This is a genomic window from Galbibacter sp. L-19 (genome assembly GCF_056857615.1).
The window spans coordinates 70,746-95,979 of sequence record NZ_JBSXNL010000067.1 but is presented as its reverse complement, the minus strand read 5'-3'; the positions used below and the strand labels follow the sequence as shown (position 1 = coordinate 95,979).

Genomic DNA, 25,234 nt, shown 5'->3' with positions numbered 1-25,234 from the left:
TAAACCCTCTATGAGAGATTTAAACCTTGATGTAAGTGGAGTTCAATAAATTCCGTTAACTTTTATCGGACAACAATAATACTTTTTACAAAAGTAAACTTTTTAAAACGTTTATAAGAAATTAACCAACTTCTAAATTATTGTATTATTTTAAACAAAATGTTATAAAATGTTATAGTTGTAAAATAGTAGGTTAAATAAGTTGAACAGTTTTATATTTGTAAAAATTTTAATTTAGATGAACGAGATACGTACAATCATAGAGAATGCCTGGGAGAACAGGGAATTACTTAAAGACGAAAATACTGTAAATACTATTAGAGAAGTTGTTTCTTTATTAGATGAAGGTAAACTTCGGGTAGCTGAGCCTACAGAAAACGGCTGGCAAGTAAACGAATGGGTTAAAAAAGCAGTTGTTTTATACTTCCCAATCCAGAAAATGGAAACTTTAGAAGTTGGACCACTTGAATTTCATGACAAAATTCCATTAAAAAGAAATTATGCTGAAAAAGGAATCCGCGTTGTTCCTGCTGCGGTTGCCAGACATGGAGCTTATATTTCGGCAGGTACTATTTTAATGCCTAGTTATGTAAATATAGGTGCGTATGTTGATGAAGGAACTATGGTAGACACATGGGCTACTGTAGGAAGTTGCGCTCAAATAGGTAAGAATGTTCACCTTAGCGGGGGTGTTGGAATTGGAGGGGTTTTAGAGCCATTACAAGCTGCTCCCGTAATTATAGAAGACAATGCATTTATTGGTTCAAGATGTATTGTTGTTGAAGGAATTCGCGTTGAAAAAGAAGCTGTTTTAGGTGCTAATGTAGTACTAACAGGTTCTACCAAAATAATTGATGTTACCGGAGACGAACCTGTAGAAATCAAAGGATATGTGCCAGCCAGATCGGTGGTTATTCCTGGAAGTTATACCAAAAAATTTCCTGCAGGAGAATTTAATGTTCCTTGTGCTTTAATTATAGGGAAACGTAAGGAAAGTACTAATAAGAAAACATCTTTAAACGATGCACTTCGTGAATATGATGTTGCTGTATAATCCTAAAAAAAAATTATAGTTAATGCTTTCTTGGTATAACCTACCAAAGTATTAGAAGGAAAAACAAATAGTATTTCTATACAAGCATCAAAATACTCAAAACTCGATTATCGAGTAAAATCCGATGGACACTAGTGTCTTTCGGATTTTTTTATTTTGACGGAAGGCAATACCTTTACAAAAAATAGAAATTTGAGCACAAAAGCAAAGTTATCCGCAGTAATTATTACATATAATGAGGTGGATTATATTAAAGATTGTATTGAAAGTATTCTTTTTGCTGATGAAATTATTGTAGTCGATTCCTTTAGTACTGATGGTACTTGGGAATATCTTCAAAATCATCCTAAAATTACTGCCATACAACATCCTTTTGAGAATTTTACCAAGCAGAAATCCTATGCTTTAAGTTGTGCTCAATATAACTGGGTCTATTTTTTTGATGCTGATGAACGTGTAACTCCAAAACTCGAAAAGGAAATAATTCTCACCATAAATAATCCAACTGCTAAAGATGCTTATTGGAATTACAGAACCTTTATGTTTAAAAATAAGCGACTCTATTTTAGTGGTTGGCAAACCGATAAAGTCTACCGCTTATTTAAAAAGAATTCATGCGAATTTATAAATGAAAGGATTGTTCATGAGACCTTAAAAGTTAATGGAACTGAAGGGTTTCTAAAAGAAAAATTAATTCATTACTCTTATAAAAACTATGAAGACTATAAAGGTAAAATGCTCAAATACGGGCAATTAAAAGCCAAAGAGTCTTTTTTAAAAGGAAAAAAATGGAATGTCCTTCAGCAATATTTACGTCCTACTTGGAAATTTTTTAATCATTATATTATTAGACTTGGCATTCTAGATGGTGCTAAAGGAGTTACTATTTGTTATTTAAATGCATTAGGAGTTTATGAACGTTTTAGAGAACTTAAAAAATTGCAAAGCGAATAATATTTTATAAAAATTTCTCCCTATACCAATCTACTTGTTTTTCCAGTCCAACTTCAAAAGAAGTTTCTGGCTCATAACTTAATAATTTTCTGGCTTTATCAATTAGAGCCGTCGTACGTAATTGGTCGCCAGGTCGTGGCGGAGTAATTTTTATTTTTGCTTTAAGTCCTATAATTTTTTCTATCAATTCGATTCCCTGTTGTGTAGTATATTCCACATCCGAGCCTATATTAATTATTTCTCCATTAATTTTACGCTCCTTACCTATTACTGCCGCCATTCCTTTCACAATATCGCCTACATACGTAAAGCTCCGAGAATGCTTTTCGCTCCCCTCAAATAGTGGAAATTCGGTTTGATCGTATATCGATTTTATCAACTTTGTATACAACTTCTCTGGACGTTCTCTAGGTCCATAAACCGAATATAAGCGTAAAGAACAGGCATTTAATTTCCCTGCTCTTTGCTCTCCTAAAGCCAATTGTTCTGCTGCTAATTTGGTAGTTCCATAAAAAGAAACTGGCTTAGGTAAGGCTGTTTCTGGTAGCGTTGCCTCTTTTCCGTAAATAGAAGAAGTTGCTATGTTTACAAACAGTTTGAGATTAGGAGAAGTTTCTTTCACCCAATCTAATAAATTTTGTGTCGCGAAAATATTATTCTGAACATACTCCTCCAAACTTGTTGTAGCAGAAATACCAGGCTGTGCAGCAAAATGAAAAACATAGTCGAAGTCTGTAGGCAGCTTTTCTTTTAAATTGCTGATTATATCAGCTTCAATAAAAGTAACTCCAGCTTTCTCTACATCTGCTAAATTTAATTTCTTCAATGCTGGATTGTAATACGAAGAAAAATTATCGATTCCATATACTTGGTGTCCTTCATTTGCAAAAAATTCTGCTGTGTGAGAACCAATAAACCCAGCTGCTCCAGTTACTAATATTTTCATTCTTTCTTTTTATCTTCTTAGAATTACCATCGCAAAGGTAAAACTTTATTAAAAAGTTATATTCTTCAATGGCAACCAAATTATTTTTTTTCTATCCCAAAATCAGTCCAAATACAATTATGCATCCTAGTATTCTTTCTAATAGCGTCATTTTTAGCTATGCTTTCTTCATTTTTATAACCTCTAGAATGATCCAAATGAATACATGTAGTGCTATAACGTATTTGCTTAGATTTTATACCATTATTACTCATTCTTTCTCCAAGCTCACAATCTTGTCCCCCATATTGCATACGCTCGTCCATTCCATTCACAGCGGTGATGTCTTTTTTCCATCCAGAAGAATTATTTCCATTCCAAGTGGCTTTGGTAGGAGTTATAAAATTTAAAAAGCTGGCTTTAAAATTACTTTGTGTAAGTTTATTCAATTTAAAAGAACTGGGTACTCCATTTTTTTTTAACCACTTCATATCAAAACATCTTCCCGATATAATATCCTCTTTAGTTATAAGTTTTGATGTTGACATTGGTAGTTTAAAATATCCACCAGATAAAAAATAACCTTCTTCTTTTAAAGTATTATGAACTTCTAAAAAGTCTGGTCTTGGAATACAATCACCATCACTCATTACAATATAGGGTGTATTACAAGCTAGAATAGCTTTGTTTAGTATTTTAGACTTCTGAAATCCATTATCTTCTTGCCAAATATGGTTTATTGGATAAAATACTTCTACTTGCATTTTTTGGATGAGTACCTCTGTTTTCGGCCCCGAGCCATCGTCCGCAATAATCATTTCAAAATCTTTAAACTTTTGATTTTGATAACCCCACAATACTTTCTCGAGCCAAGTCTCAGAATTATAGGTACTAATAATTATGGAGATTGATTTGGTATTCATTTTGTTTAATTAAAATACTATGACAAAAAAACTTAAATTTGACCTTTATAGTAAAGCAAAAGTACATAATCTTTTATTTTACTTTATATATAAAATATAAATAACTTTATGTTTAATCACTTTATAATAACGCGTTTTAATCTTAGAAAAGATGATTGGAAAATCTCAAAAAATAACAGTCCTGTTCTTACCAAAAAATGGTTAGAAAACAGATTTGTCCTTTTTGAAAACTTCTGCATTCCTTCTGTAAAATCTCAAACCAATAAAAATTTTAAATGGTTAGTTTTTTTTGATAAAAACACTCCCAATAATTTCAAGAAAAAAATTGAAAGTTATAAATTTGATTTTGAGAATTTCACTCCTGTTTATGTAGATGGAATGTCTAAATTTCTACCTACCATCCAAAAAATTCTTAATGAAAATACGTCAGATTATATTATTACTTCTCGTATTGATAATGATGATAGTATAAGTAAAAATTATATTGAAGAAGTTCAGAAAACATTTAATAAGCAAACTTATACTGGGGTTGATTTCCTGGATGGTTACACACTTCAAATAAGCCCGAATATAAAATTAGGGAAAAGAAAACAAGCTTTTAATCCCTTTATTTCTCTAATCGAAAAAAATGAAAACCCTAAGAGTGTTTGGCATAAAACGCATTCAGGGTGGAAAAAAGAGAAACAAGTAATTAGAGTCCCAAACAAAAGGGTTTGGATGTCTATAATACATTTTGAAAATAAAGTCAATGAATTTGTAGGCTATGGAAAAGTAAACCTTCAAAGATTATTCGATGAATTTCATTTAGACAAAACCATACAAAATCAAATTTTAGAAAATATCATTGATGTTTCAGACTGGAAATTTCAAAGTAAAAAGAATGAAATTTCTTCCCAATGGAGAACATCATATAAAGATATAAAACGAAAGTTAAGCTTATACAAATAATGAATCAAGAAATCCAAAACACCCTTGAAATCCTTAATAAAGGTGGGCTTATACTCTACCCTACCGATACCGTTTGGGGGATTGGTTGCGATGCTACCAATGAAGAGGCTATCAAAAAAGTGTATGAATTAAAAAAAAGAGACGATAGTAAGGCATTAATTTCACTAGTTTCTGATATTAGAATGCTTCAAAAATATGTTTATGAAATCCCTGATGCTGCTTTTGATATTGTTGAATTAGCAGATAGACCCACCACTATTATATATGATAGACCAATTAATGTTGCTAAAAATCTAATTCCTGAAGACAACACACTTGCCATTCGTGTAGCATCAGATGAGTTTTGCCAGAAATTAATTAGGCAATTCAAGCGACCTATTATTTCTACTTCTGCCAACATAAGTGGTATGCCTACACCAAAAAGCTTTTCAGAAATAGCTAAGGAAATTTTAAAAGGTGTTGACTATGTGGTAAATTTGCACCGCGAAAAGACTAACAGTCGCCCTTCTTCTATTATAAAAATAGGAAATGATGCTACTGTTAAGATTATTCGGAAGTAATATAGTAGGCAGTATCAGTTCTAATCTGGTAATTCATAAATTGAAAAGCCACTAATACACAAATTTATAATGAGCACATTAATTTATAAAGATGAAAGTTATAGTATTGTAGGGGTGCTTTTTGAAATTTATAATCAGTTAGGAAGTGGTTTTTCTGAAATTGTATATAAAGATGCATTAGAGTATGAGTTTAAGTCTTTAAATATTCCTTTCGAAAGAGAAAAAGAGTTTAAAGTTTCATATAAAAATATTACTTTACCTCATAAATTCTATGCAGATTTTGTTGTTTTTGATAAAATTATCTTAGAAGTTAAATCATGTGATAATTTGCATGATAAACATTTTGCTCAATGTATAAATTACTTAAAAGTTTCAAAATTAAAATTAGCATTATTGGCTAATTTCCATAAAGATTTATTAGACCACAGGAGAATTATTTACTAATTATAAAATATTAGTGAATTTGTGGCAAAAAAAGAAATGAATGTCAAATAAAAAGATCATTACTGCGATTCAAAATCCAATTTTTGAAATTATCGAAAAAGCATCTGCTTCTTTAAACCTGAAAAGCTATGTTATTGGTGGTTTTGTACGCGATTTTCTACTAGAAAGAGGAATTCCAAAAGATATTGATGTTGTAGCGCTTGGTAGCGGAATTGATTTAGCAAAAGAAGTGGCTTCAAATATAGAAAAGAAGACTAAGATTTCTGTTTTTAAAAACTTCGGAACGGCCATGATTCGTTTTGAAGATTTAGAAGTAGAATTTGTAGGAGCTCGGAAGGAAAGCTACCACTTTGATAGTAGGAAACCAGTTGTTGAAAACGGTACTTTAGAAGACGACCAAAATAGAAGAGATTTCACAATTAATGCGCTGGCTATTTCTTTAAACAAAGAGAGCTATGGAGAACTTCTAGATCCCTTTAATGGGATTTCTGACCTTGAAAATAAAATTATTAGAACCCCATTGGATCCAGATATTACGTATTCTGATGATCCGTTAAGAATGATGCGTGCTATAAGATTTGCCTCACAGCTTGATTTCATTATTGAAAATAAATCGCTTCAAGCAATTAAAAAAAATAGAGAACGAATAAAAATTATCTCAAACGAGCGTATTGTAGATGAACTAAATAAAATATTACTTAGTGAAAAACCTTCTATTGGCTTTTCTCTATTATTCAAAACAGGATTATTACCTATTATTATGCCCGAATTAACAAACCTTCAAGGCATTGAAGAGAAGGAAGGACAAAAGCATAAAGATAATTTCTGGCATACGCTTGAGGTAGTAGATAATATTGCTAAAAACACAGATGACCTTTGGTTGCGATGGGCTGCTTTATTACACGATATCGGAAAAGCACCTACTAAGCGTTTTGATGAAAAAATTGGCTGGACCTTTCACGGACACGAATTTGTAGGCTCTAAAATGGTTTATAAACTATTTAAACGCCTGCATATGCCTCTAAATGATAAAATGAAACTGGTACAAAAGCTCGTTTTAATGAGTTCTCGACCAATTGTATTGGCTCAGGATATAGTAACCGATTCGGCTGTAAGACGATTAATTTTTGATGCTGGAAACCACGTAGAAGATTTAATGACTCTTTGTGAGGCTGATATTACTACTAAAAATCCTAAACGTTTTAAAAAATACAACAACAACTTTAAAATTGTTCGTCAGAAAATAGCTGAAGTTGAAGAAAGAGATCATGTACGAAATTTCCAACCTCCAGTTGATGGTGCAGAAATAATGGAAACTTTTAATATCAAACCTTCAAAAGAAATTGGAATTATAAAAGAGGCTATTAAAGAAGCAATTTTAGAAGGCGAAATTCCGAATGAACATGATGCTGCTTTCGAATTCATGTTAAAAAGAGGAAAAAAACTTGGATTAACACCTGTTGAGAAATAGCAAAGTGGCAAAGTAAATGTATTTAGTTTGTGTAGAAATAAAAACAAAAAACCTTTGAATATTTTTAATCTTTTGAGTCTCTGAACCTCTGAACCTCTGAACCTTTGAACCTCTGAACCTTTTGAAACCTTTGAACCTTTGAACCTTTGAACCTTAAAAAGTGAAAAACAATTTTAGAAAAATAGCAAAAATCACACTTGTATTAGTGTATCTAGTAATTATAGCTGGAGCTGTGGTGCGTATGACAGGTAGTGGTATGGGGTGTCCAGATTGGCCAAAGTGTTTTGGGTATTACATTCCTCCTACTGAAATTTCTCAACTTGAATGGCAGCCTAAAAGAGAATTCAAAAAAGGACAAGTTATTATTATAGATAAAACGTTAAAAGTAGCTAAAGAAGACTTCACTACTGGAAACACCTATACAGAATCTCATTGGGAGACCTATACAAAACATGATTACGCTGTTTTCAATCCGTCGCATACTTGGGTGGAATATATAAACCGATTGTTTGGTGCCTTAGCTGGTTTTGCTACACTTATTTTAGCATTTGCATCGTTTTCATATCGGAAAAAAAATAAATGGATTCCTATTCTAGCATGGCTTACAGTTTTTGGAATGGGCTTCCAAGCTTGGCTTGGTGCTACAGTTGTATATTCAGTTTTAGCGCCAATTAGGATTACATTACATATGGTTATGGCTCTTGTAATTGTTGCTTTTATTCTTATTATTATCTATCAGACTAAAGAAAAAAATAAAACTCTTAAATCAAATAGTCTGTTTTCAAGTATCCTAGTAGCAGCTTTAATCCTTACACTCATACAAATAGTTTTAGGAACACAGGTTCGACAATTTATAGATGAACAAACTGATGTTTATGGAACAATGGCAAAGAATCAATGGTTAGCAAATCCTGAAATCGATTTTTACATCCACCGGTCTTTATCCGTATTAATCTTTTTAGTAAACGTATTTTTATTCCTCAGAAATAAAAAGTTAAACCTTGGATTTTCAAAAGTAAATTGGGTTTTAGCATTTATTATTATAGAAATATTAACAGGAATTGGGATGTTCTACTTCCATTTTCCTTTTGGTAGTCAGGCATTACATTTAGTCATTGCTTCTATTTTATTTGGGATTCAATTTTATTTACTTCTTGAGGCAAAAACAAATAAAAACCAAGTCCCTCAAAGCAAGAACATAAGCTAATTGAACGGTATAAAACAATATATTTTCAACAATAATTGTCTACGGAAATCATGAAGACTTAGTGGAATTCAACACAAAACTTTGTAACTTGCACCACGCTGAAAAAACTAGAATTAATGATTTATAAATTTAGAATTATACTCGACTTAGAGGAAGATGTTTTTCGAGATATTGAAGTTGAAGGAAATAGCACACTTGAAGATTTTCATAATGCAGTTTCTCAAGCTTTTGGTTTTGATGGAACTGAAATGGCGTCATTTTATGTAAGTGATGAAGAATGGAATCAAGGAGAAGAAATCGCCCTTTTTGATATGAGCGACTCTGGAAGTGAGGTAAGACTGATGTCTGAAACTATTATTGAGGATATTTTAAATGAAAACAACAGAAATCTAATATATGTGTACGACTTTTTTAGTATGTGGACATTTTTTGTTGAATTAGCCGAGATAGCCGAGAAAGAAGATGGAGCAATTTATCCTAATCTCCTATATGTACATGGGCAATTACCAGATGCGCCTCCAGTAAAAAAGTTCGAAGCAGAAGACTTATCAGAAGATGAGGACAATATGGACGACGATTACGACTTGGATAATTTAGATGATTTCAATTTTGACGAACATTGGAATTAGTCCTTTTAGAAGGGATTTAAAATAAAAAATACAAAAAGAATACATTAAAAATTTTCTTTTTTCTCAGACTTTTAATCTAACAATTTAACTTTTAACTTATTAAATGATCAATTTATATCTTACACAAATTGAAAGTCTTTCCATTCATAGAATTGGAAATAAAAGTAAAAATGAAGGTACTTTCTTTTCAGAAGAACCTTACCGCTTAAATGACGAAATTACTGGTTTATTAAAAGAATATTTTTTTAAGCCTTTTCGTGAAAAAGAAGAAAATTATTACCGTTTTGACCATGAGGTTGATTTAGAATACAATGAATTATACACTATGGCTACCGAGGTTTTTGAAGATCCAGCCAGTATTCATAAAGTATCAAAAAGTATAGCAACACATTTATACGATCAATCCAACCATCCGCATATAAAAAGCGGAGAAGTATATGTAACGTACCTCTCGGATGTTGTAATTGATAATGAAAAGATTGATGCTATTGGTGTTTTTAAATCAGAGTTAAAACATGATTTTCTAGAGTTTGAAGAAAAAGGAACTAACCTTGAAATATTAATCCGCCATGGTATTAATATTAACAAACTTGACAAAGGGTGTCTTATTATCAATAAAAATAAAGAAGAAGGCTTTAAAATTTTATCTGTAGACAGTAACCGTTACGATACTAAATATTGGCTAGAAAACTTTTTAAATGTTGATGCGCTTACAGATGAAACTTTTTTTACCAAAAAATATCTTAAGTTTTGTCAAGACTTTGCCAAAGATGTTGTTTTACCAGCAGAAGACAAAAAAGAAGAAGTAATGTTTATGAATCGTGCTGTGAATCATTTTGCAAAAAACGATGATTTTGAAGAAACTAGTTTCTTAAACGAAGTAATGGATAATCCAGATTTGATTCCTGAATTTAAAAATTACAAAACAGAAAAAGGTCCAAAATATAGTATTGAAGATGTATCTTCATTTCCTATTGCAAACAAAGCCGTTTCTGATGCTCGTAAAAAAATTAAGAATGTAATTAATTTAGACACTAACATTCAAATAAAAATGGACTTTATCAATCCAGAATCTGCTGAGAAATTTGTAGAAAAAGGATGGGACGAAGAAAAACAAATGTATTACTACCTTGTTTACTTCAATAAAGAACAGAAAAGTTAATATTACAATAGATTACTAAAAAAAACGTTCCTCAATGAGGAACGTTTTTTTTATATTCTTCTTTTTACTTGTATTAGCTATTGGCAAATTCCTTTAAACAAGCAACAACGTAATCTAATTCTTCCTTTGTATTGTATTTAGAAAATGAAAATCTTACAGAAGGTCTTTGAGAATCTTCTTCATTTAAAATTTCAGTAAGCACATGAGAACCTGCAGCGCTTCCACTTTGACAAGCGCTTCCTTTAGAGCATGCAATACCTTTAATATCTAGTTGAAATAAAAGTAAAGCTCCTTTATCGGCACTTAATGGCAAACATGCATTTACTAAAGTATAAGTACTTTTTTCATTATCTGCACAATTTCCATTATACTTAACACCAGGCATTGCATTAGAGAGTTCTTTCATAAAATACTCTTTTAGCTCGGTAACATAAGTACGTTCTTCATCTAAATGATCATAGGCCTGTATAAAAGCTTCCTCTAAACCAACAATATTATGAAAAGGCTCTGTTCCTGCTCTAAATCCTCGTTCCTGAGATCCTCCGTGAATTAATTGTTTTAAGGGTATATTTTTTCTGATAAATGCAAAACCTATTCCTTTGGGTCCATGAAATTTATGAGCCGCTGCCGTTAAAAAGTCGACTTTAGTTTTTTGCACATCCCACTCCCAATGCCCAATAGATTGGACACTATCTGAATGAAATAAAGCATTATACTCTTTACACTTATCTGCAAATACATCAATATCGATCATGTTTCCAATTTCGTTATTTACATGCATTAAACTCACTAATGTCTTTTCAGAATTTTCTTTAAGTAAAGTCTCTAAATCCTCTAAACTTGGCGTTCCACATTCGTTCAATTTTACATACGAAATTTTCACTCCATATTCCTCTTCAAGTTGTTCTACGGTATGTAAAACCGCATGGTGCTCTATTTTAGAGGTTATAATATGTTTTATTTCTAAATCTCGAACAGCACAACGTAAAATCATATTATCAGCTTCCGTACCTCCAGAAGTGAATATAATTTCAGACGGACTCGCATTAAGTCGTTTTGCTATTGTTTTACGTGCTTTTTCTATTTGAGTTTTAGCGGATCTACCAAAACTATGAGTAGAAGACGGATTTCCGTAGAATGTTGCCAATGCTTCCTGCATTTTCTCAATCACTTCCGCTCTCACCTGCGTTGTAGCAGCACTGTCTAAATACACTTTTTGCATGGCGCAAAAGTACTTTTAATTAAAATTATTCGCAATAAATTTCGTTATAACTTTGTATGTTTTACATTTGTTTAAGTTTTAAAATTTTAAGTATGAAAAGAGTCTTCTTTTTTGTTTTTATATCAATAATGCTAAGTAGTTGTGATGATGGGGATTTTATAATCGAACGTCTCGAATTTGACGACACAGAAATTAATAATCCTTGTAGCAATACTACATTATTTAAAATCTCTGAAAACGGAACTGAAGCCCTTATCGTAAAAATAACTTCCAGTACTGTTAATTTCAAAGAAGTAGACACTCTAGAATTCCCAATTAACAATACGTCAAACCAAGTTTTATACAGAATTTTTGATGCTGAAGTTAAAAGTTCATACTTCTGCCAAACTGTACCGCCAACAACACCTCTTGTTACAGAAGAATGGTATGCGCCTAGCGGAACTATAAGAATTGTTACTACCCTTGAAGATGATGATCAAGATGGTGTACCAACCGCTCAAGAAGGAGTAGTTTATAATGAAGATGGCACTGTAAATAAAGAAGCTTCTAGAGATAGTGATGGCGATGGTATCCCAGATTATATAGACCGAGATGATGATAATGATAACGTGTTTACAAAAGACGAAATAGATTTTGACGACTTAAATCAAGTAATATTTACAGATACTGATGGAGATGGTATTCCTAATTATTTAGATAACGATGATGATGATGATGGAATTCTTACAATTGATGAAGATTTAAATGGAGACGGAAATCCAGCAAACGATACTACTGAAATTGAAGGTCAGAAAGTTCCTAATTATCTTACCACAACTGCAGCTACTGCTACTACAGATGTATTTGGATTAAAGAAAAATGAATACCAATCTATTTACAGTAGTGAAATTATGATTATTGATGGTTTCAAATTACAAAATGGAGATGAAGAAATTAAATTTGATGTAGAAGAATATTTATACGGTATCATTGAAACTAAAGTTACCCAAACCGAAAAATAAACCACTCTACACATAAAGTATTATGGTTTGTAACAATCTGAAAAATCTGTTTGCCACGAATTTGTGGTTAGAATTTATAAGCTAGCTTACAAAATAATTATATTTTTTTAACCAATATTAGGCTTAATAAATTTATTTATTTTGATAAATATAAACTTCGGTGGCTCCTAAACCATAGGTTCTATAATCGGCATCGTAATAGGTTATATTGCTATAACGTCCAAATAAATATTCTAACTCTGTACGAAGTACACCTTCTCCTATACCGTGAATAAAAACTATTTTCTGAATTCTATTCTGAATAGCAAATTCCAACTTGTGCTTTGCAGTATCCACTTGAAGGTTTAGCATGTCAAAATTAGTCATTCCCCTTGTGGACTCGGTAAGTTTATGAATATGCAAATCAACTTCCATAGGAGGCATTACCCTTTCCACTTTAACCGATTTCTTAAACTTTTTCTCTCCTTTTTTCTTTTCTTTAACTGCTCGGTAGACGTCAATATTACTAACCTTCAATTCGTTGGAAGCACTAATTTTTACCAACTCATTTTCTTGAAATTCCATCGGGAAACCATCTTCTGTATCAATAAACACAGAGGTTCCTACTAGTTTAGTTACCTTTCCCTTAATAGCATCATCTAAAACCTCAACAGTATCTCCTACTTGAAATTTCATTTTAATTATCTTTTAAATGATCTTCTAAGCTTTTTTCATCTTCCTTTTTATCTTCTTTAGGATTGTCTTTCACCCATAGTTTAGTTGATTGATACAATCCAAACATTAATAGAATAAAGCCTAGTATTTTCAGGTATTTATCATATTCCGATTGATCGTTAAACATAAAAACTAATATGGCGCCAGCCACAATACATAATAGAGAAACTAACTTCATTTCATAATCATTTAATACATTAAGCTACAAAAATAATATATTGAAACAAGTTAGGTTTAATAAGTTTTTAATAAGTTTACAATAGTTTTTAGTATAACACACAATGACCTTTTTATTATTTACCAAAGCAGAAGACTTTATGCTGCCATGCCTGAATAAAAAACTTTTTGGGATGGAATGTTTAGGATGCGGTTTACAACGCTCTGTGGCATTATTGTTTCAAGGAGAGTTTGTAGCAGCTTTTAAAATGTACCCCGCTATATATCCTTTAATAATGTTTATTGGGTTTATAATTGCTTCTACTTTTACAAATATCAAGCTTATAGAAAGGTTAAAATATGGATTTGCAATTATTACTATTTCTACTATAATAATTAGCTATATTATAAAAATAATCAATTAACATTAATTAAATTTTATGGAAAAACAAAGACTAAATCCAACCTTACATTATGTTTTATCAATTTTAGGTTTTTTATGCTGCTGCTTTGCAGGATTAGGGTTTATCCCTGCAGGTATTGCTTTTTTTATGGCAAACAGTAAAATTAAGCAAGCACAATTAAATCCTGAAAATTACGACAATGTAAAAGCTATGCAAACAGCAAAAACTGTGGCTCTTGTTGTTCTTATAATAAACCTTCTATATTTAGCTGTTACTATCTATCGAATAGCTACTATAGGTTGGGATGAAATACAGTTACAACAACAAGAAATATTGGAACAATGGGGAATTGAGCAATAAAATCCTTATTTAATTCCTTATAGAGTATCTAATTCCCCAGAGCCTGTTCTGAGTATATCAAAGGCTCTGCGTTGAAATAAGTTAAAGATGCTTCGTGGACTTGCCCCCGAGGTAATTAATTAGAACTAAAAAATCCCCGCTATCGCGGGGATTTTTTTATACCTTGTTTACACACAACTTTATTTTTCGAACTCTTTCAAAGTTTTTGTAATAATAGAAATACAATCGTGTAATTGCTCTTCTGTCATTACCAAAGGTGGTGCAAAACGAATAATATTACCATGCGTTGGTTTTGCTAAAAGGCCATTTTCTTTTAAGGACATACAAATATCCCATGCGGTAGAACTATCTTCACTATCGTTAATTACAATAGCGTTTAATAATCCTTTTCCTCTAACTAACTTAACAATAGTGCTATTATCAATATATTTTTGAAGTTCACTTCTGAATAACGTTCCTAATGTCTCAGCATTTTTAGCTAGTCCTTCATCTTTCACTACTTCCAGAGCTTCCATAGCTACAACTGCAGCCACAGGATTTCCTCCAAATGTACTTCCGTGCTGACCCGGTTTTATAACACCCATTACGTCATCGTTTGCCAATACAGCACTCACAGGATATACGCCACCACTAATTGCTTTTCCTAGAATAAGCATGTCTGGTTTTACATTTTCATGATCTACCGCCAACAATTTCCCAGTTCTTGCAATTCCAGTCTGAATTTCATCAGCAATAAATAAAACCCCATGCTCTTTACAAAGTGCTTTTGCTTTTGTTAGATACCCTTCAGAAGGAACGTAAACTCCAGCTTCTCCTTGAATTGGTTCTACTAAAAAACCTGCGATGTTAGTATTTTCTTTTAAAGCTTTTTCTAACGCCTCTGTATTATCATAAGGAATTTTAATAAATCCTGGAGTATAAGGCCCAAAATTCTTACGTGCATCTTCATCATTTGAAAAAGATATAATTGTGGTTGTTCTCCCATGAAAATTATTTTCACAAACAATAATCTGAGCCTTCTCTTCCGCTATTCCTTTTTTCTCATATGCCCATTTTCTACATATTTTTATAGCAGTCTCTACAGCTTCCGCACCTGTATTCATAGGTAAAAGCTTATCAAAACCAAAATATGACGTTGCATACTTTTCAAAAACACCCAAAACATCATTATAAAAAGCACGAGAAGTAAGCGTAAGTGTTTTTGCTTGCTCCATCATAGCATTTATAATTCGTGGATGACAATGACCTTGATTTACGGCAGAGTAAGCCGATAGAAAGTCGTAATATTTTTTGTCCTCGGCATCCCACATAAATACCCCTTCTCCTCTGCTTAATACCACAGGAAGCGGATGATAATTGTGTGCGCCATACTTGTTCTCTAATGCAATTGCATCTTGCGAAGTTAATTTTTCCAAAACTGCCATTCTGAAATCGAAATTTAAAAATGTGAAACTATACAATTCCTTCTTACGGAGAGAAATCATCCATGCAGTGGCTGCAAATTACAAAATATTTAAAGGATTCTCAAAAGAGCGCCTCTATTTTACTAGATAATCGATAATCAACTACTTCGAGGCAAGCCTACGAGGTATTCAAAGGAAAAATATTTTAATCCATTTCGACGTAGAACCCTTCGGTAAACTCTGGACAGGCTTTGGGGAATAAAACCCTCAATGAGGGATTTAACTCCATTATAAAGGGCTTAATTTTCAAAATCCTTCTTCGAAATAGTGGAATAATCGAACGTTATTTTTTTAATCTAAATTGTACAGTTAGTAACTAAAATCTATTATCGCCATCTAAAATATCTCCAAGACCTCCAAGTATACTCCCTTCGCCTCTATCTTTCCCGCCTTGTCGGGGCGCTGCAGCAAACACACGACTAGCTAACCTGCTAAAAGGTAAGGATTGAATATACACAACTCCTGGACCTCTAAGACTTGCAAAAAATAAACCTTCTCCTCCAAAAACGGTATTTTTAATTCCTCCTATAAACTCGATATCATAATCTATATCTTTAGTAAAACCTACAATACAACCCGTATCTACTTTCAGAACTTCTCCAGCAGCCAATTCTCTTCTGGCTAGTGTTCCTCCAGCGTGTACAAATGCCATTCCATCTCCTTCTAGCTTTTGCATAATAAAACCTTCTCCTCCAAAGAATCCACGCCCTAGTTTTCGAGAGAATTCAATTCCCACAGAAACACCTTTCGCTGCACATAAAAAAGCATCTTTTTGACAAATAAACTTTCCTCTATATTTAGTTAAATCAATAGGAATTATTTTTCCAGGATAAGGAGAAGCAAAGCTTACTTTTCTTTTTCCTAAATCTGTATTTAAAAAAGCCGTCATAAACAAACTTTCCCCTGTTAACAATCGTTTTCCAGCAGAAAATAACTTTCCTAGAACGCCTCTATCTTGGTTAGAACCGTCTCCAAAAATAGTATCCATTTGGAGTCCGCTGTCCATCATCATAAAACTACCTGCCTCGGCAACTACTGCTTCTTGTGGATCTAGTTCTATTTCCACATATTGCATTTCTTCTCCGTAAATCTGATAATCTATTTCGTGTGCTGTCATAATAAATAAGTTTTTGGTTTATTAATAGGTAGTTCTAAAAGCAATTTTGTTACATCTTAAAAACTATAAATACACTCATAAAAGTTAACTTCTTCACTTTTTACTTTTACTTTTTAACTTTTTAACTCTTAACTCTAACCGTCCATTCAAAATCAAAAGTAGAAACAATATCTCCAGCCTCATCTTTTCCTACAGATTGCATCCAAAAAGTTTGCCCTTCTCCAGTAGCTAAGGTATTTTTTATTGCTTCATCTATTAAATGACCATCATTACATACAAAAGTTATTCTTCCTTTTGCTTTTTTTGAAAAATTAGCTTTGTTATTGGCTACTAGCATTGAAATTTTAGCTTGCTCTTCTTTAATCTTCCCAATTACAATTGCTCCAGTAGCTAATTCTGCTGCCATTCCTTGTACTGCCCAAAACATAGAATTAAAAGGATTCTGATTAATCCATCTGTGTTTTACTGTAGTTGTACATGAGGTATCGTTAATTGCTACTACCCTAACCCCGCAAAACCAAGCAGACGGTAGCTTTACCATTGAAAATTTATTTAATTGTGATGGTGTTAACTTCATTTAAATCTAATTTAGAGTTGTAATTTATTCATTAAAAATCAATTTCCACATAATTTAACATTCTTAAATTTTTGTTAAATATTAGTACTATGTTTTGCATAATACCTTTTTTTAGACATATATTTGTAATAGAAATTAGTAGGTTATATATTTCTTACTAAAATTCATCATCAATCAATCAATCAAAAAAAAACGAACATGGATACATCCATAAGCAAACATCAAAAGAACGTATCGGCAGTTATTCATCTGTCTACCTTCTCAAAGTATTTTATTCCTTTTGGAAATTTTATTATTCCCCTACTTATTTGGACTTCTAATAAAGACAAATGGGAGTTTATAGATGAGAATGGAAAAGAAGCTATAAACTTTCAAATAAGTATTTTGCTTTACAGTATTATATTAGGAATAGTAATGATCCCGATTGCATTATTTACTGCATGGGAGTTTATTGGCTTTACAAATATTTTAGAGCACAATAGTCATAATGTAGATTTTAATTTTGATCATATTTCTAGTTTCGGATGGAACGCTGGGCTCATAAGTATTATTGCAATGCTTGGAATAGGACTCTTACTTATGGATGTGTTTTGTACAATTATTGCAACCATAAGAGCTAATGACGGCTTAGTATATAATTACCCATTAACTATAAAATTTATAAAGTAAGTTTTTTTGTAGACAAGAGACAGGAGATAAGAGACAAGAGATAAGAGACAGAAGACAGGAGACAAGAGACAAGAGACAAGAGACAAGAGACAAGAGACAAGAGACAAGAGACAAGAGATAAGAGATAAGAGACAAGAAACAAGAGACAAGAGACAGAAGACAGGAGACAGAAGACAGGAGACAGAAGACAGAAGACAGGAGACAGGAGACAGGAGACAATAGACAATAGACAAGAGATAAGAGACAAGAGATAAGAGACAAGAAACAGGAGATAAGAGATAAGAGACAGGAGACATGACAAAATCTTTCAATCTTTCAATCTTTCAATCTTTCAATCTTTCAATCTTTCAATCATTCAATCATTCAATCATTCAATCTTTGCCCCTTTGAACCTAAAAAAATAAAAACCTCACATTGTGAGTCATCAATCAAATCAATCAAACCCCACTTTGTGGGCAATCAAAAAACGAACAGTTTAACAAAAAGTATCATGAAACCATGAATATAGAAAACACAAAAGCACAAATGCGAAAAGGGGTTTTGGAATACTGTATTTTATCCATCATAGAAAATGAGGATAAATATGCTTCAGAAATTCTTGAGACCTTAAAAGACGCAAAAATGCTTGTAGTAGAAGGAACTATTTATCCGCTATTAACAAGACTGAAAAACGCAGGGTTATTAAGTTACCGTTGGGAGGAGTCCACATCCGGACCTCCACGTAAGTATTACACCCTAACCGAGAATGGCAAACTATTTTTAAAAGAACTCAACACCACTTGGGACGAACTAAGAAACGCAGTTAACCTGGTAACAAAATAAAAACACTAACTATGAATAAGACTATCAACATAAATTTGGCAAATACCTTCTTCCACATAGATGAAGACGCCTATATAAAATTACAGCGCTATTTGGACGCTATTAAACGCTCCTTTACAGATTCTCAAGGGAAATCTGAAATTATTGCCGATATCGAAGCGCGAATTGCCGAGCTTTTTACTGAAAGATTACTGCACGAAAGACAAGTTATTACTACTAAAGAAGTAGACGAGGTTATTACAATTATGGGACAACCAGAAGACTATTTGGTAGATGAAGAAATTTTTGAAGACGAACCTAAGTCTAGTAAATCGGATACCAGAAAACCTCACAAGCAATTATTTAGAGATACCGACCATAAATATATTGGTGGTGTATGTGCTGGATTGAGTTACTATTTAGGAATTGATGCGCTTTGGGTACGATTGTTATTTATTTTAACAACACTATTATCTGGTTTCGGAATTTTAGTATACATTTTATTTTGGATTTTGGTTCCAGAAGCAGCTACCACAGCTCAAAAAATAGCCATGACGGGAGAGCCTGTTAATATTAGTAACATCGAAAAAAAAATTAAAGAGGGTTTCGATGAAGTTACTGAAAAAGTGAAAAGTGTAGATTACGATAAAATGGGACAATCGGTAAAAAAAAATTCCAAAAATTTTTTTGATTCGATCCTAGCAGTTATTCTATTCCTTTTTAAAGTAGTAGCAAAGCTTATTGGAATTATAGTTTTAATTTTTGCAGCAACTGTTTTAATAAGTTTATTAATAGGTCTCTTTACAGCAGGAACGATTGATTTATGGGGAGCGCAACCATGGAGAGAATTTGTAGACATTACCGTAGATGCTCCAGTGTGGCTTATTTCGCTCCTTTCATTTTTTGCTGTTGGAATACCATTCTTTTTCTTGTTCTATTTAGGACTAAAAATATTGGTAAACAATTTAAAATCTATTGGAAACTTTGCGAAATTTTCTTTACTAGGAATATGGTTACTTTCTGTAATAGGACTTACAATTTTAGGAATCAGAACTGCTACAGATTACTCTTTTGATGCAATGGCAACAGAAACAGAAGTATTAAATATAGTTCAAAAAGATACTTTAGAGATTAGAGTTATGGAAGCTCAAAATCTAAAAAATAGATATTATCACGATTCTGATTTTGATATTGTAGTTGATGGTGATGAAAAAATGATCTACCGAGAAGACATGGAGTTTTTTATAAAACAATCTCCTAATAACGAAACTCGTATTGAAATTGAAAAGAAATCGCAAGGAAGTAACTATAAAGATGCTTTCAAAAGAGCTGAAAATATAGATTATGAGTTTAGTGTAGAAAACAATATTGTATATTTAAATAATTATTTAACAACAGATTACGACAATAAATTTAGAGATCAAGAAATTGAAATTATTATTTATGTTCCTGAAAATACATTTGTAAAGCTTCATAATTCTACTCGTTATCATATGGAAGGAAATATTAAAAACAATCTAAACTACTATAGCAATGATTTAGCAAATCATACTTGGAAAATGGATAATCATGGAGTTTTAAATTGTATGGACTGTCCTGTTGAAGAAAATTTAGAAGATGCTAATGATGATGTAATTGAAGATAGTATTCCTTCAGAAGAAATAGATACTCTTAACTATGAAATTAAAATAGATAGCACTCATATTAACTAAATAAATGCCGCAATGTGGCCAATCAATCAATAAAAAACGAACATTATGAACACATTAATCAAAGTAATTGTTGCCCTAGTAATCTCCATTTTTTTTACTTCCTGTAACTTCAATTTCCAAAACGGAGTTACTGGAAATGGGAATGTGACAAGTCAGGACCGAGAGGTTAACCAAACTTTTGAAACAATTAAAGCTACAGAAGGAATTGATGTTTTTGTAGCCCAAGGAGCAAAAACTTCCATAAAAGTAGAAGCAGATGAAAATGTAATCGACCTTATTGAAACCAAAGTTAACAATGGTAAATTACTTATTGAATGCAGAGAGCAAATAGGAAGAGTTTCCGCTAAAAAAGTATATGTTACCCTCCCAAATATTAGTAATTTAGAAACTACCAGTGGCGCTAACTTAAATAGTATGGGAACCCTAAATGCCAATAATATTACCTTGGAAGCTAGCAGTGGGAGCGATCTTATTGTTGAACTACAAGCCGATGAAGTTACCACAAACGCTAGTAGTGGTGCCGATATTGAACTATACGGAGTAACCAATATTTTAATAGCGCGTGCCAGTAGTGGTAGTGATATTAAAGCTGAAAGATTAAAAGCACATACGGTTGAAGCGCATGCAAGTAGCGGTGCCGATATAGATGTAAATGCTTCTGAAGAAATTGCTATCCACAAAAGTTCTGGTGGTGATGTTGGTTACAAAGGGAATCCTAAAAGAGTGGAAAAAGTAAAAATTGATTAAAAATAATTTTAAACTCAACTAAAGAATTAAATCATTTAAAGCCAACCTAATAACTAGAAGTCAGTTGTAATTTTTTACAGCTGACTTTATTTTTAACTTCAATTTTAGATTGCAAAAAGAAGGATTCGTAAAGCATTTTATATCTTCGTAAAAAATTATTTCAGATGGAAATTTCTTTAAAAAAATATGTTTTAGAACTAGAGCATACCTTTAGTATTTCTAGGGAGTCTCACGATTTTCAAGACAGTTTAGTAGTTGGTTTATCTCTCAACGGAAAAACTGGTTATGGAGAAGCAACAGCCAATCCATATTATAAAATTACGGTAGATTCCATGATGAAGGAAATTAAGGCTATTGAAACTGAAATAAATAATTACAATCTTGAAAAACCAGAAGATTTCCATGCATTTTTAAAAGAAAAAGGGCTTAGCAATTTTGCTATCTGTGCGCTTGATTTAGCGTGTCATGACCTATATGGAAAACTTCTTGGAAAGCCACTTTATAAAATTTGGGGCACTACCCCAGAGAATTACCCTATTACTAATTATACTATTGGTATTGACACCGTAGACAAAATGGTGGCAAAAATGATAGAAAAACCATGGCCTCTTTATAAAGTAAAATTAGGAACAGATAACGATATTGAGATTGTTAAACAGCTCCGAAAAAATACAGACGCTATCTTTAGAATAGATGCTAATAATGCTTGGACTCCAGAACAAACCTTGGAGTTTGCTCCACAACTCAAAGAACTTGGAGTTGAATTTTTAGAGCAACCACTCCCAGCAGATAATCTAGCTGGATACAAAGAAATAGTAGATACTTGTGTATTGCCGATTATAGCTGATGAAAGCTGTATTGTAGAAGAAGATGTTGATAAATGTGCTGGCCATTTTACTGGAATCAATATTAAATTAACCAAGTGTGGGGGACTAACCCCAGCATTGCGAATGATAAAAAGAGCAAGAGAACTCAACTTAAAAGTAATGGTTGGCTGTATGACAGAATCTTCGGTTGGAATTTCTGCTATTGCTCAACTTACCCCCCAATTGGACTATGTAGACATGGATGGAGCCATGCTGCTAAAACATGATATTGCCAAGGGTATTGAGATTTTAGAGGATGGAAAACTTGTTTTCCCAACTCTTGGCGGCTCCGGAGTAACACTTCTTTAAAATGACACATTTTGTTGAAGAATTTCCTGGAAGAATAATTAAAACCGACAAAGGAGAATTTCTTTACTTTGGCGGAACAGCATACCTAGGCTTACAAACCCAGCTTGAGTTTCAAGAGCTTTTTATTGATAATATAAAAAAATATGGAACTAATTACGGGGCGTCTAGAAAGTCCAATATACGCTTTTCCATTTATGAAAAAGTGGAGCAGTATCTTTCAAAGCTGGTTGGCAGTGAAAGTTGTGTAACGCTTTCCTCTGGATATATGGCTTCTCAGTTAGTAAGTCGTTTTTTTACTTCGGAAAAATATACATGCTACCATACCCCTCTTACCCACGCATCTTTATTTCAAGCTGAACAACAGTTCTATGAAAGCTATGGGCAGCTACAAGAAGATTTAAATAAAAATCCTAAAAACACAATTCCAGTAGTGCTTTTAGATTCCATTGATTTTATTGGAAATAATTATCCAGACTTTAATTCGTTAAAAAAAATGGATTTATCCACAACCATTTTAATAGTTGACGATTCTCATGGATTAGGTGTTTTAGGTGCGCAAGGAGAAGGTGTTTTTAAAATACTTAAGCAATTAAATGCAAAAGAACTTATTGTATGTGGTTCACTAGGAAAAGGGTTTGCTATTCAAGCTGGAGTTATATTTGGTTCCTCCAAAAGAATTAAAGCTCTTACAAATACGTCCTTTTTTGGTGGTGCTTCTCCTGCCAGTCCTGCATCTCTTGCTACTCTTTTAGAAGCTGAAGCTATTTATACCATTCAGAGAAAAAAACTCTTTGAAAATAATAATTACCTAAGTAAGAAACTATCAAATTATTCGCTCTTCACCAAAGCAGGAAATCACCCTACTTTCACTTTTATGGATGAAAAGCTTACCGAATATCTATTTAAAAACAACATTTTAGTAACCAGTTTTAACTATCCAGAAAAGAATTCCCCACTAATGAGTAGAATTGTAGTGAGTGCACATCATACCAAGAAAGATTTAGATGTTTTAGTTAAAATTATTGATTCATATATATTGTTGTCCGATAAAAGTTAACGGAATTTATTGGACTCCACTTATATCAAGGTTTAAATCCCTTATAGAGGGTCTAATTCCCCAGAGCCTGTACTGAGTTTGCCGAAGTACTCTGCATCGAAATGAGTTAAATTTGTTTCCTTTGAATACCTTGCGGGCTTGCCCCGAGGTAGCTGATTGGAGTTTTAAAAATAGACCCCTTGCTATTAATAAAAATGAATAAAAAGAAGATTTTAGTAATGTTATTTCTTTAAACTAATCATTTTATGATAGTTAATATTTAGTCTTTGCTCTTTTTTCTTATAGCGAAGCGGTCTTGTATTTTTTCTCGGACAACAATAATTCATATAAATAAAAGAACCACCCTAAAAAGAGTGGTTCTGTATAATTTTATTGAATTAAAACGCTATTTATCCCACCATAATTGGCCGTAAATAGAATCTTCACCTCCAAACTGTCTATCTAAAGCTTCGTTATAATTAACTTCATTATTAAAAGCTTCATTATCTGGATAACTTAAACGAGCTGGTACAGCTGCTCCATTAGGAGAAACCATCATATTTGGAAAACCTGTTCTTCTCCACTCTGCCCATGCCTCATATCCAAACATAAATAAATGTACCCAACGTTGAGTTGCTATCTGCTCAATGCCTATAGCATCATTAAAGGCAATCCCAGGCTCCATCATAAAATCTGCTACTGTATCTGTATTACCTGTCCACTGTAAAATTGAACTTTCAATAGCACTTTCATAAAAAGATGCTGTATCACCTGCAATCCAACCACGTTGAGAAGCTTCTGCCATTGCAAAAAGAACCTGAGCATATGTTACTAAATATACGGGTGCATCTTGCGCATAAATTGCATCTCCCAGTAAAGAATATTCTTGAGTCCCTAAATTTACTTCATCCCCATAAAGCATTCCTACATACTCCCCACTATCTCTAGCTGGATTTCCATAAATTGGTAATCGTGGGTCGTTTACAGGCTTCATTTGATCTACTAATCCTTCAGTAAGAGCCCACCATTCTCTATTTTGATTTACTATTTGCCCATACCAGTAATTCTGATTATTTGCATCAGCTAAATGCTGAAAAAACAAATTATCATCATTAGAGGTAAAAACCCCATCATCAATAGCGCTTACAAACTCTGCTTGTGCAGTTGCAGGATCTACTTCGGATAAACGAAGCGCCATTAACATTCTAACAGTATTAGAAAACTTCTTCCATTTACTAATATCTCCATCATAAATAATATCATTACTTAAATTACCAGTAACAATCATATTTGAAGCTTCTTTCAATTCAGCAAATAAATCTTTGTATATAGATTCTTGAGAATCATAAATAGGAGTAAAATCTTCTTGTCCTTTCAAAGCTTCACTGTATGGAATATCTCCCCATCTGTCTGTTAAATTCCAAAAATAATAAGCCTTTAATATTTTAGCTACTGCTATTTGATTTTCTATAGGACCTTCAGTACCTGTTAAGTTATCAGATGTAATTACGGCCTGTAAATCGGCTAATGGTCCTTGATACCATCCATAGAAACTTGTACTTTGCTGTGGATAAAGAGATGTCCCTACATATTGAGTTTCTGCTAAATATTGTGACATAAACTCTCCTTGAGGGGAAGAACTCAAACCTGGTAACGACAACTCTGCTTGTGCTATTAATTGCATACCAGAAGCCTGACTAGGAACATTCGGATTTGTATTAATATCCTCATCAAAATTACTACAACTCGTTATAAATAAAGCTATAAGTAATGTATTTATATATATGTTTTTCATCTTCCTTT

At 32.5% G+C, this 25,234-nt stretch carries 27 protein-coding genes; 18 read left to right on the top strand and 9 right to left on the bottom strand.

What is annotated here, in order from left to right:
• Window positions 1–238: 238 nt before the first annotated feature.
• Both AC13CQ_RS13705 and AC13CQ_RS13700 read left to right on the top strand, forming a co-directional pair.
• On the top strand, window positions 239–1,054 hold the full coding sequence (locus AC13CQ_RS13705; protein ID WP_008614226.1) for a 2,3,4,5-tetrahydropyridine-2,6-dicarboxylate N-succinyltransferase: 816 nt from the start codon (window positions 239–241) through the stop codon (window positions 1,052–1,054).
• 192 nt (window positions 1,055–1,246) lie between these two features.
• The gene (locus tag AC13CQ_RS13700; protein WP_337900476.1) at window positions 1,247–2,008 is read left to right on the top strand and encodes a glycosyltransferase family 2 protein; all 762 of its coding nucleotides are present in this window, start codon (window positions 1,247–1,249) and stop codon (window positions 2,006–2,008) included.
• Between the two features lie 4 nt (window positions 2,009–2,012).
• On the opposite strand, the gene AC13CQ_RS13695 is transcribed toward AC13CQ_RS13700, so the two are convergent.
• On the bottom strand, window positions 2,013–2,954 hold the full coding sequence (locus tag AC13CQ_RS13695; protein WP_337900475.1) for an NAD-dependent epimerase/dehydratase family protein: 942 nt from the start codon (window positions 2,952–2,954) through the stop codon (window positions 2,013–2,015).
• An 80-nt stretch (window positions 2,955–3,034) separates the two neighbouring features.
• Window positions 3,035–3,856, bottom strand: a complete 822-nt coding sequence (locus AC13CQ_RS13690; protein WP_337900474.1) for a glycosyltransferase family 2 protein — start codon at window positions 3,854–3,856, stop codon at window positions 3,035–3,037.
• A 108-nt stretch (window positions 3,857–3,964) separates the two neighbouring features.
• Here AC13CQ_RS13690 and AC13CQ_RS13685 point away from each other — a divergent pair, with 108 nt between their 5' ends.
• The 7 genes from AC13CQ_RS13685 (at window position 3,965) to AC13CQ_RS13655 (ending at window position 10,277) form a co-directional block, all read left to right on the top strand.
• Window positions 3,965–4,804, top strand: a complete 840-nt coding sequence (locus AC13CQ_RS13685; protein ID WP_335588192.1) for a glycosyltransferase — start codon at window positions 3,965–3,967, stop codon at window positions 4,802–4,804.
• Window positions 4,804–5,364, top strand: coding sequence for an L-threonylcarbamoyladenylate synthase (locus AC13CQ_RS13680; RefSeq protein WP_008614207.1), 561 nt, complete (start codon window positions 4,804–4,806; stop codon window positions 5,362–5,364). Before AC13CQ_RS13685 ends, AC13CQ_RS13680 begins: the two co-directional genes overlap by 1 nt.
• Window positions 5,365–5,433: 69 nt before the next feature.
• Complete coding sequence (locus tag AC13CQ_RS13675; RefSeq protein ID WP_335588194.1) at window positions 5,434–5,808, top strand: GxxExxY protein; 375 nt, start codon at window positions 5,434–5,436, stop codon at window positions 5,806–5,808.
• A 40-nt stretch (window positions 5,809–5,848) separates the two neighbouring features.
• Window positions 5,849–7,279 (top strand): CCA tRNA nucleotidyltransferase, encoded by a 1,431-nt coding sequence (locus AC13CQ_RS13670; protein WP_474507718.1) that lies wholly within the window; start codon window positions 5,849–5,851, stop codon window positions 7,277–7,279.
• A 160-nt stretch (window positions 7,280–7,439) separates the two neighbouring features.
• Window positions 7,440–8,486: a COX15/CtaA family protein gene (locus tag AC13CQ_RS13665; RefSeq protein ID WP_474507717.1), complete on the top strand. Its 1,047-nt coding sequence runs from the start codon at window positions 7,440–7,442 to the stop codon at window positions 8,484–8,486.
• 116 nt (window positions 8,487–8,602) lie between these two features.
• The gene (locus tag AC13CQ_RS13660; RefSeq protein WP_008614177.1) at window positions 8,603–9,115 is read left to right on the top strand and encodes an IS1096 element passenger TnpR family protein; all 513 of its coding nucleotides are present in this window, start codon (window positions 8,603–8,605) and stop codon (window positions 9,113–9,115) included.
• Between the two features lie 103 nt (window positions 9,116–9,218).
• Entirely contained in the window at window positions 9,219–10,277 is a 1,059-nt protein-coding gene (locus AC13CQ_RS13655; protein WP_008614176.1) for a nucleoid-associated protein, read from the top strand.
• A gap of 73 nt (window positions 10,278–10,350) precedes the next feature.
• On the opposite strand, the gene AC13CQ_RS13650 is transcribed toward AC13CQ_RS13655, so the two are convergent.
• Entirely contained in the window at window positions 10,351–11,499 is a 1,149-nt protein-coding gene (locus AC13CQ_RS13650) for a cysteine desulfurase family protein (RefSeq protein ID WP_474507716.1), read from the bottom strand.
• A 92-nt stretch (window positions 11,500–11,591) separates the two neighbouring features.
• On the opposite strand from AC13CQ_RS13650, the gene AC13CQ_RS13645 reads away from it, so the two are divergent.
• Complete coding sequence (locus tag AC13CQ_RS13645; protein WP_337900470.1) at window positions 11,592–12,500, top strand: hypothetical protein; 909 nt, start codon at window positions 11,592–11,594, stop codon at window positions 12,498–12,500.
• 132 nt (window positions 12,501–12,632) lie between these two features.
• Here the strand turns inward: AC13CQ_RS13645 and AC13CQ_RS13640 are convergent, their stop codons facing one another.
• Both AC13CQ_RS13640 and AC13CQ_RS13635 read right to left on the bottom strand, forming a co-directional pair.
• The gene (locus AC13CQ_RS13640) at window positions 12,633–13,175 is read right to left on the bottom strand and encodes a Smr/MutS family protein (RefSeq protein WP_008614173.1); all 543 of its coding nucleotides are present in this window, start codon (window positions 13,173–13,175) and stop codon (window positions 12,633–12,635) included.
• 1 nt (window position 13,176) lies between these two features.
• On the bottom strand, window positions 13,177–13,392 hold the full coding sequence (locus AC13CQ_RS13635) for a hypothetical protein (protein ID WP_335588199.1): 216 nt from the start codon (window positions 13,390–13,392) through the stop codon (window positions 13,177–13,179).
• A gap of 103 nt (window positions 13,393–13,495) precedes the next feature.
• Between AC13CQ_RS13635 and AC13CQ_RS13630 the strand changes: the two genes are divergently transcribed.
• Both AC13CQ_RS13630 and AC13CQ_RS13625 read left to right on the top strand, forming a co-directional pair.
• On the top strand, window positions 13,496–13,795 hold the full coding sequence (locus tag AC13CQ_RS13630; RefSeq protein ID WP_008614171.1) for a DUF2752 domain-containing protein: 300 nt from the start codon (window positions 13,496–13,498) through the stop codon (window positions 13,793–13,795).
• Between the two features lie 15 nt (window positions 13,796–13,810).
• Window positions 13,811–14,134, top strand: a complete 324-nt coding sequence (locus AC13CQ_RS13625; RefSeq protein WP_335588200.1) for a CCC motif membrane protein — start codon at window positions 13,811–13,813, stop codon at window positions 14,132–14,134.
• 179 nt (window positions 14,135–14,313) lie between these two features.
• On the opposite strand, the gene rocD is transcribed toward AC13CQ_RS13625, so the two are convergent.
• The 3 genes from rocD to AC13CQ_RS13610 form a co-directional block, all read right to left on the bottom strand.
• Window positions 14,314–15,558, bottom strand: a complete 1,245-nt coding sequence (rocD, locus tag AC13CQ_RS13620; RefSeq protein WP_008614168.1) for an ornithine--oxo-acid transaminase — start codon at window positions 15,556–15,558, stop codon at window positions 14,314–14,316.
• A 355-nt stretch (window positions 15,559–15,913) separates the two neighbouring features.
• Window positions 15,914–16,714, bottom strand: a complete 801-nt coding sequence (locus tag AC13CQ_RS13615) for a TIGR00266 family protein (RefSeq protein WP_008614167.1) — start codon at window positions 16,712–16,714, stop codon at window positions 15,914–15,916.
• A 121-nt stretch (window positions 16,715–16,835) separates the two neighbouring features.
• Window positions 16,836–17,291, bottom strand: a complete 456-nt coding sequence (locus AC13CQ_RS13610; RefSeq protein ID WP_008614158.1) for a DUF4442 domain-containing protein — start codon at window positions 17,289–17,291, stop codon at window positions 16,836–16,838.
• Window positions 17,292–17,489: 198 nt separating this feature from the next.
• On the opposite strand from AC13CQ_RS13610, the gene AC13CQ_RS13605 reads away from it, so the two are divergent.
• From AC13CQ_RS13605 to AC13CQ_RS13580, 6 genes are all read left to right on the top strand, one after another.
• Window positions 17,490–17,960 (top strand): DUF4870 domain-containing protein, encoded by a 471-nt coding sequence (locus tag AC13CQ_RS13605; RefSeq protein ID WP_008614156.1) that lies wholly within the window; start codon window positions 17,490–17,492, stop codon window positions 17,958–17,960.
• A 498-nt stretch (window positions 17,961–18,458) separates the two neighbouring features.
• Window positions 18,459–18,782, top strand: a complete 324-nt coding sequence (locus AC13CQ_RS13600) for a PadR family transcriptional regulator (protein ID WP_008614155.1) — start codon at window positions 18,459–18,461, stop codon at window positions 18,780–18,782.
• 11 nt (window positions 18,783–18,793) lie between these two features.
• Window positions 18,794–20,473, top strand: a complete 1,680-nt coding sequence (locus AC13CQ_RS13595) for a PspC domain-containing protein (protein ID WP_337900464.1) — start codon at window positions 18,794–18,796, stop codon at window positions 20,471–20,473.
• A 45-nt stretch (window positions 20,474–20,518) separates the two neighbouring features.
• On the top strand, window positions 20,519–21,220 hold the full coding sequence (locus AC13CQ_RS13590) for a head GIN domain-containing protein (protein ID WP_474507030.1): 702 nt from the start codon (window positions 20,519–20,521) through the stop codon (window positions 21,218–21,220).
• A 164-nt stretch (window positions 21,221–21,384) separates the two neighbouring features.
• Window positions 21,385–22,395, top strand: coding sequence for a dipeptide epimerase (locus AC13CQ_RS13585; RefSeq protein ID WP_008614152.1), 1,011 nt, complete (start codon window positions 21,385–21,387; stop codon window positions 22,393–22,395).
• A gap of 1 nt (window position 22,396) precedes the next feature.
• On the top strand, window positions 22,397–23,452 hold the full coding sequence (locus AC13CQ_RS13580) for a pyridoxal phosphate-dependent aminotransferase family protein (protein ID WP_474507029.1): 1,056 nt from the start codon (window positions 22,397–22,399) through the stop codon (window positions 23,450–23,452).
• A 385-nt stretch (window positions 23,453–23,837) separates the two neighbouring features.
• Here AC13CQ_RS13580 and AC13CQ_RS13575 read toward each other — a convergent pair whose 3' ends face one another.
• Entirely contained in the window at window positions 23,838–25,226 is a 1,389-nt protein-coding gene (locus tag AC13CQ_RS13575) for a SusD/RagB family nutrient-binding outer membrane lipoprotein (RefSeq protein WP_335588994.1), read from the bottom strand.
• Window positions 25,227–25,234 lie beyond the last annotated feature (8 nt).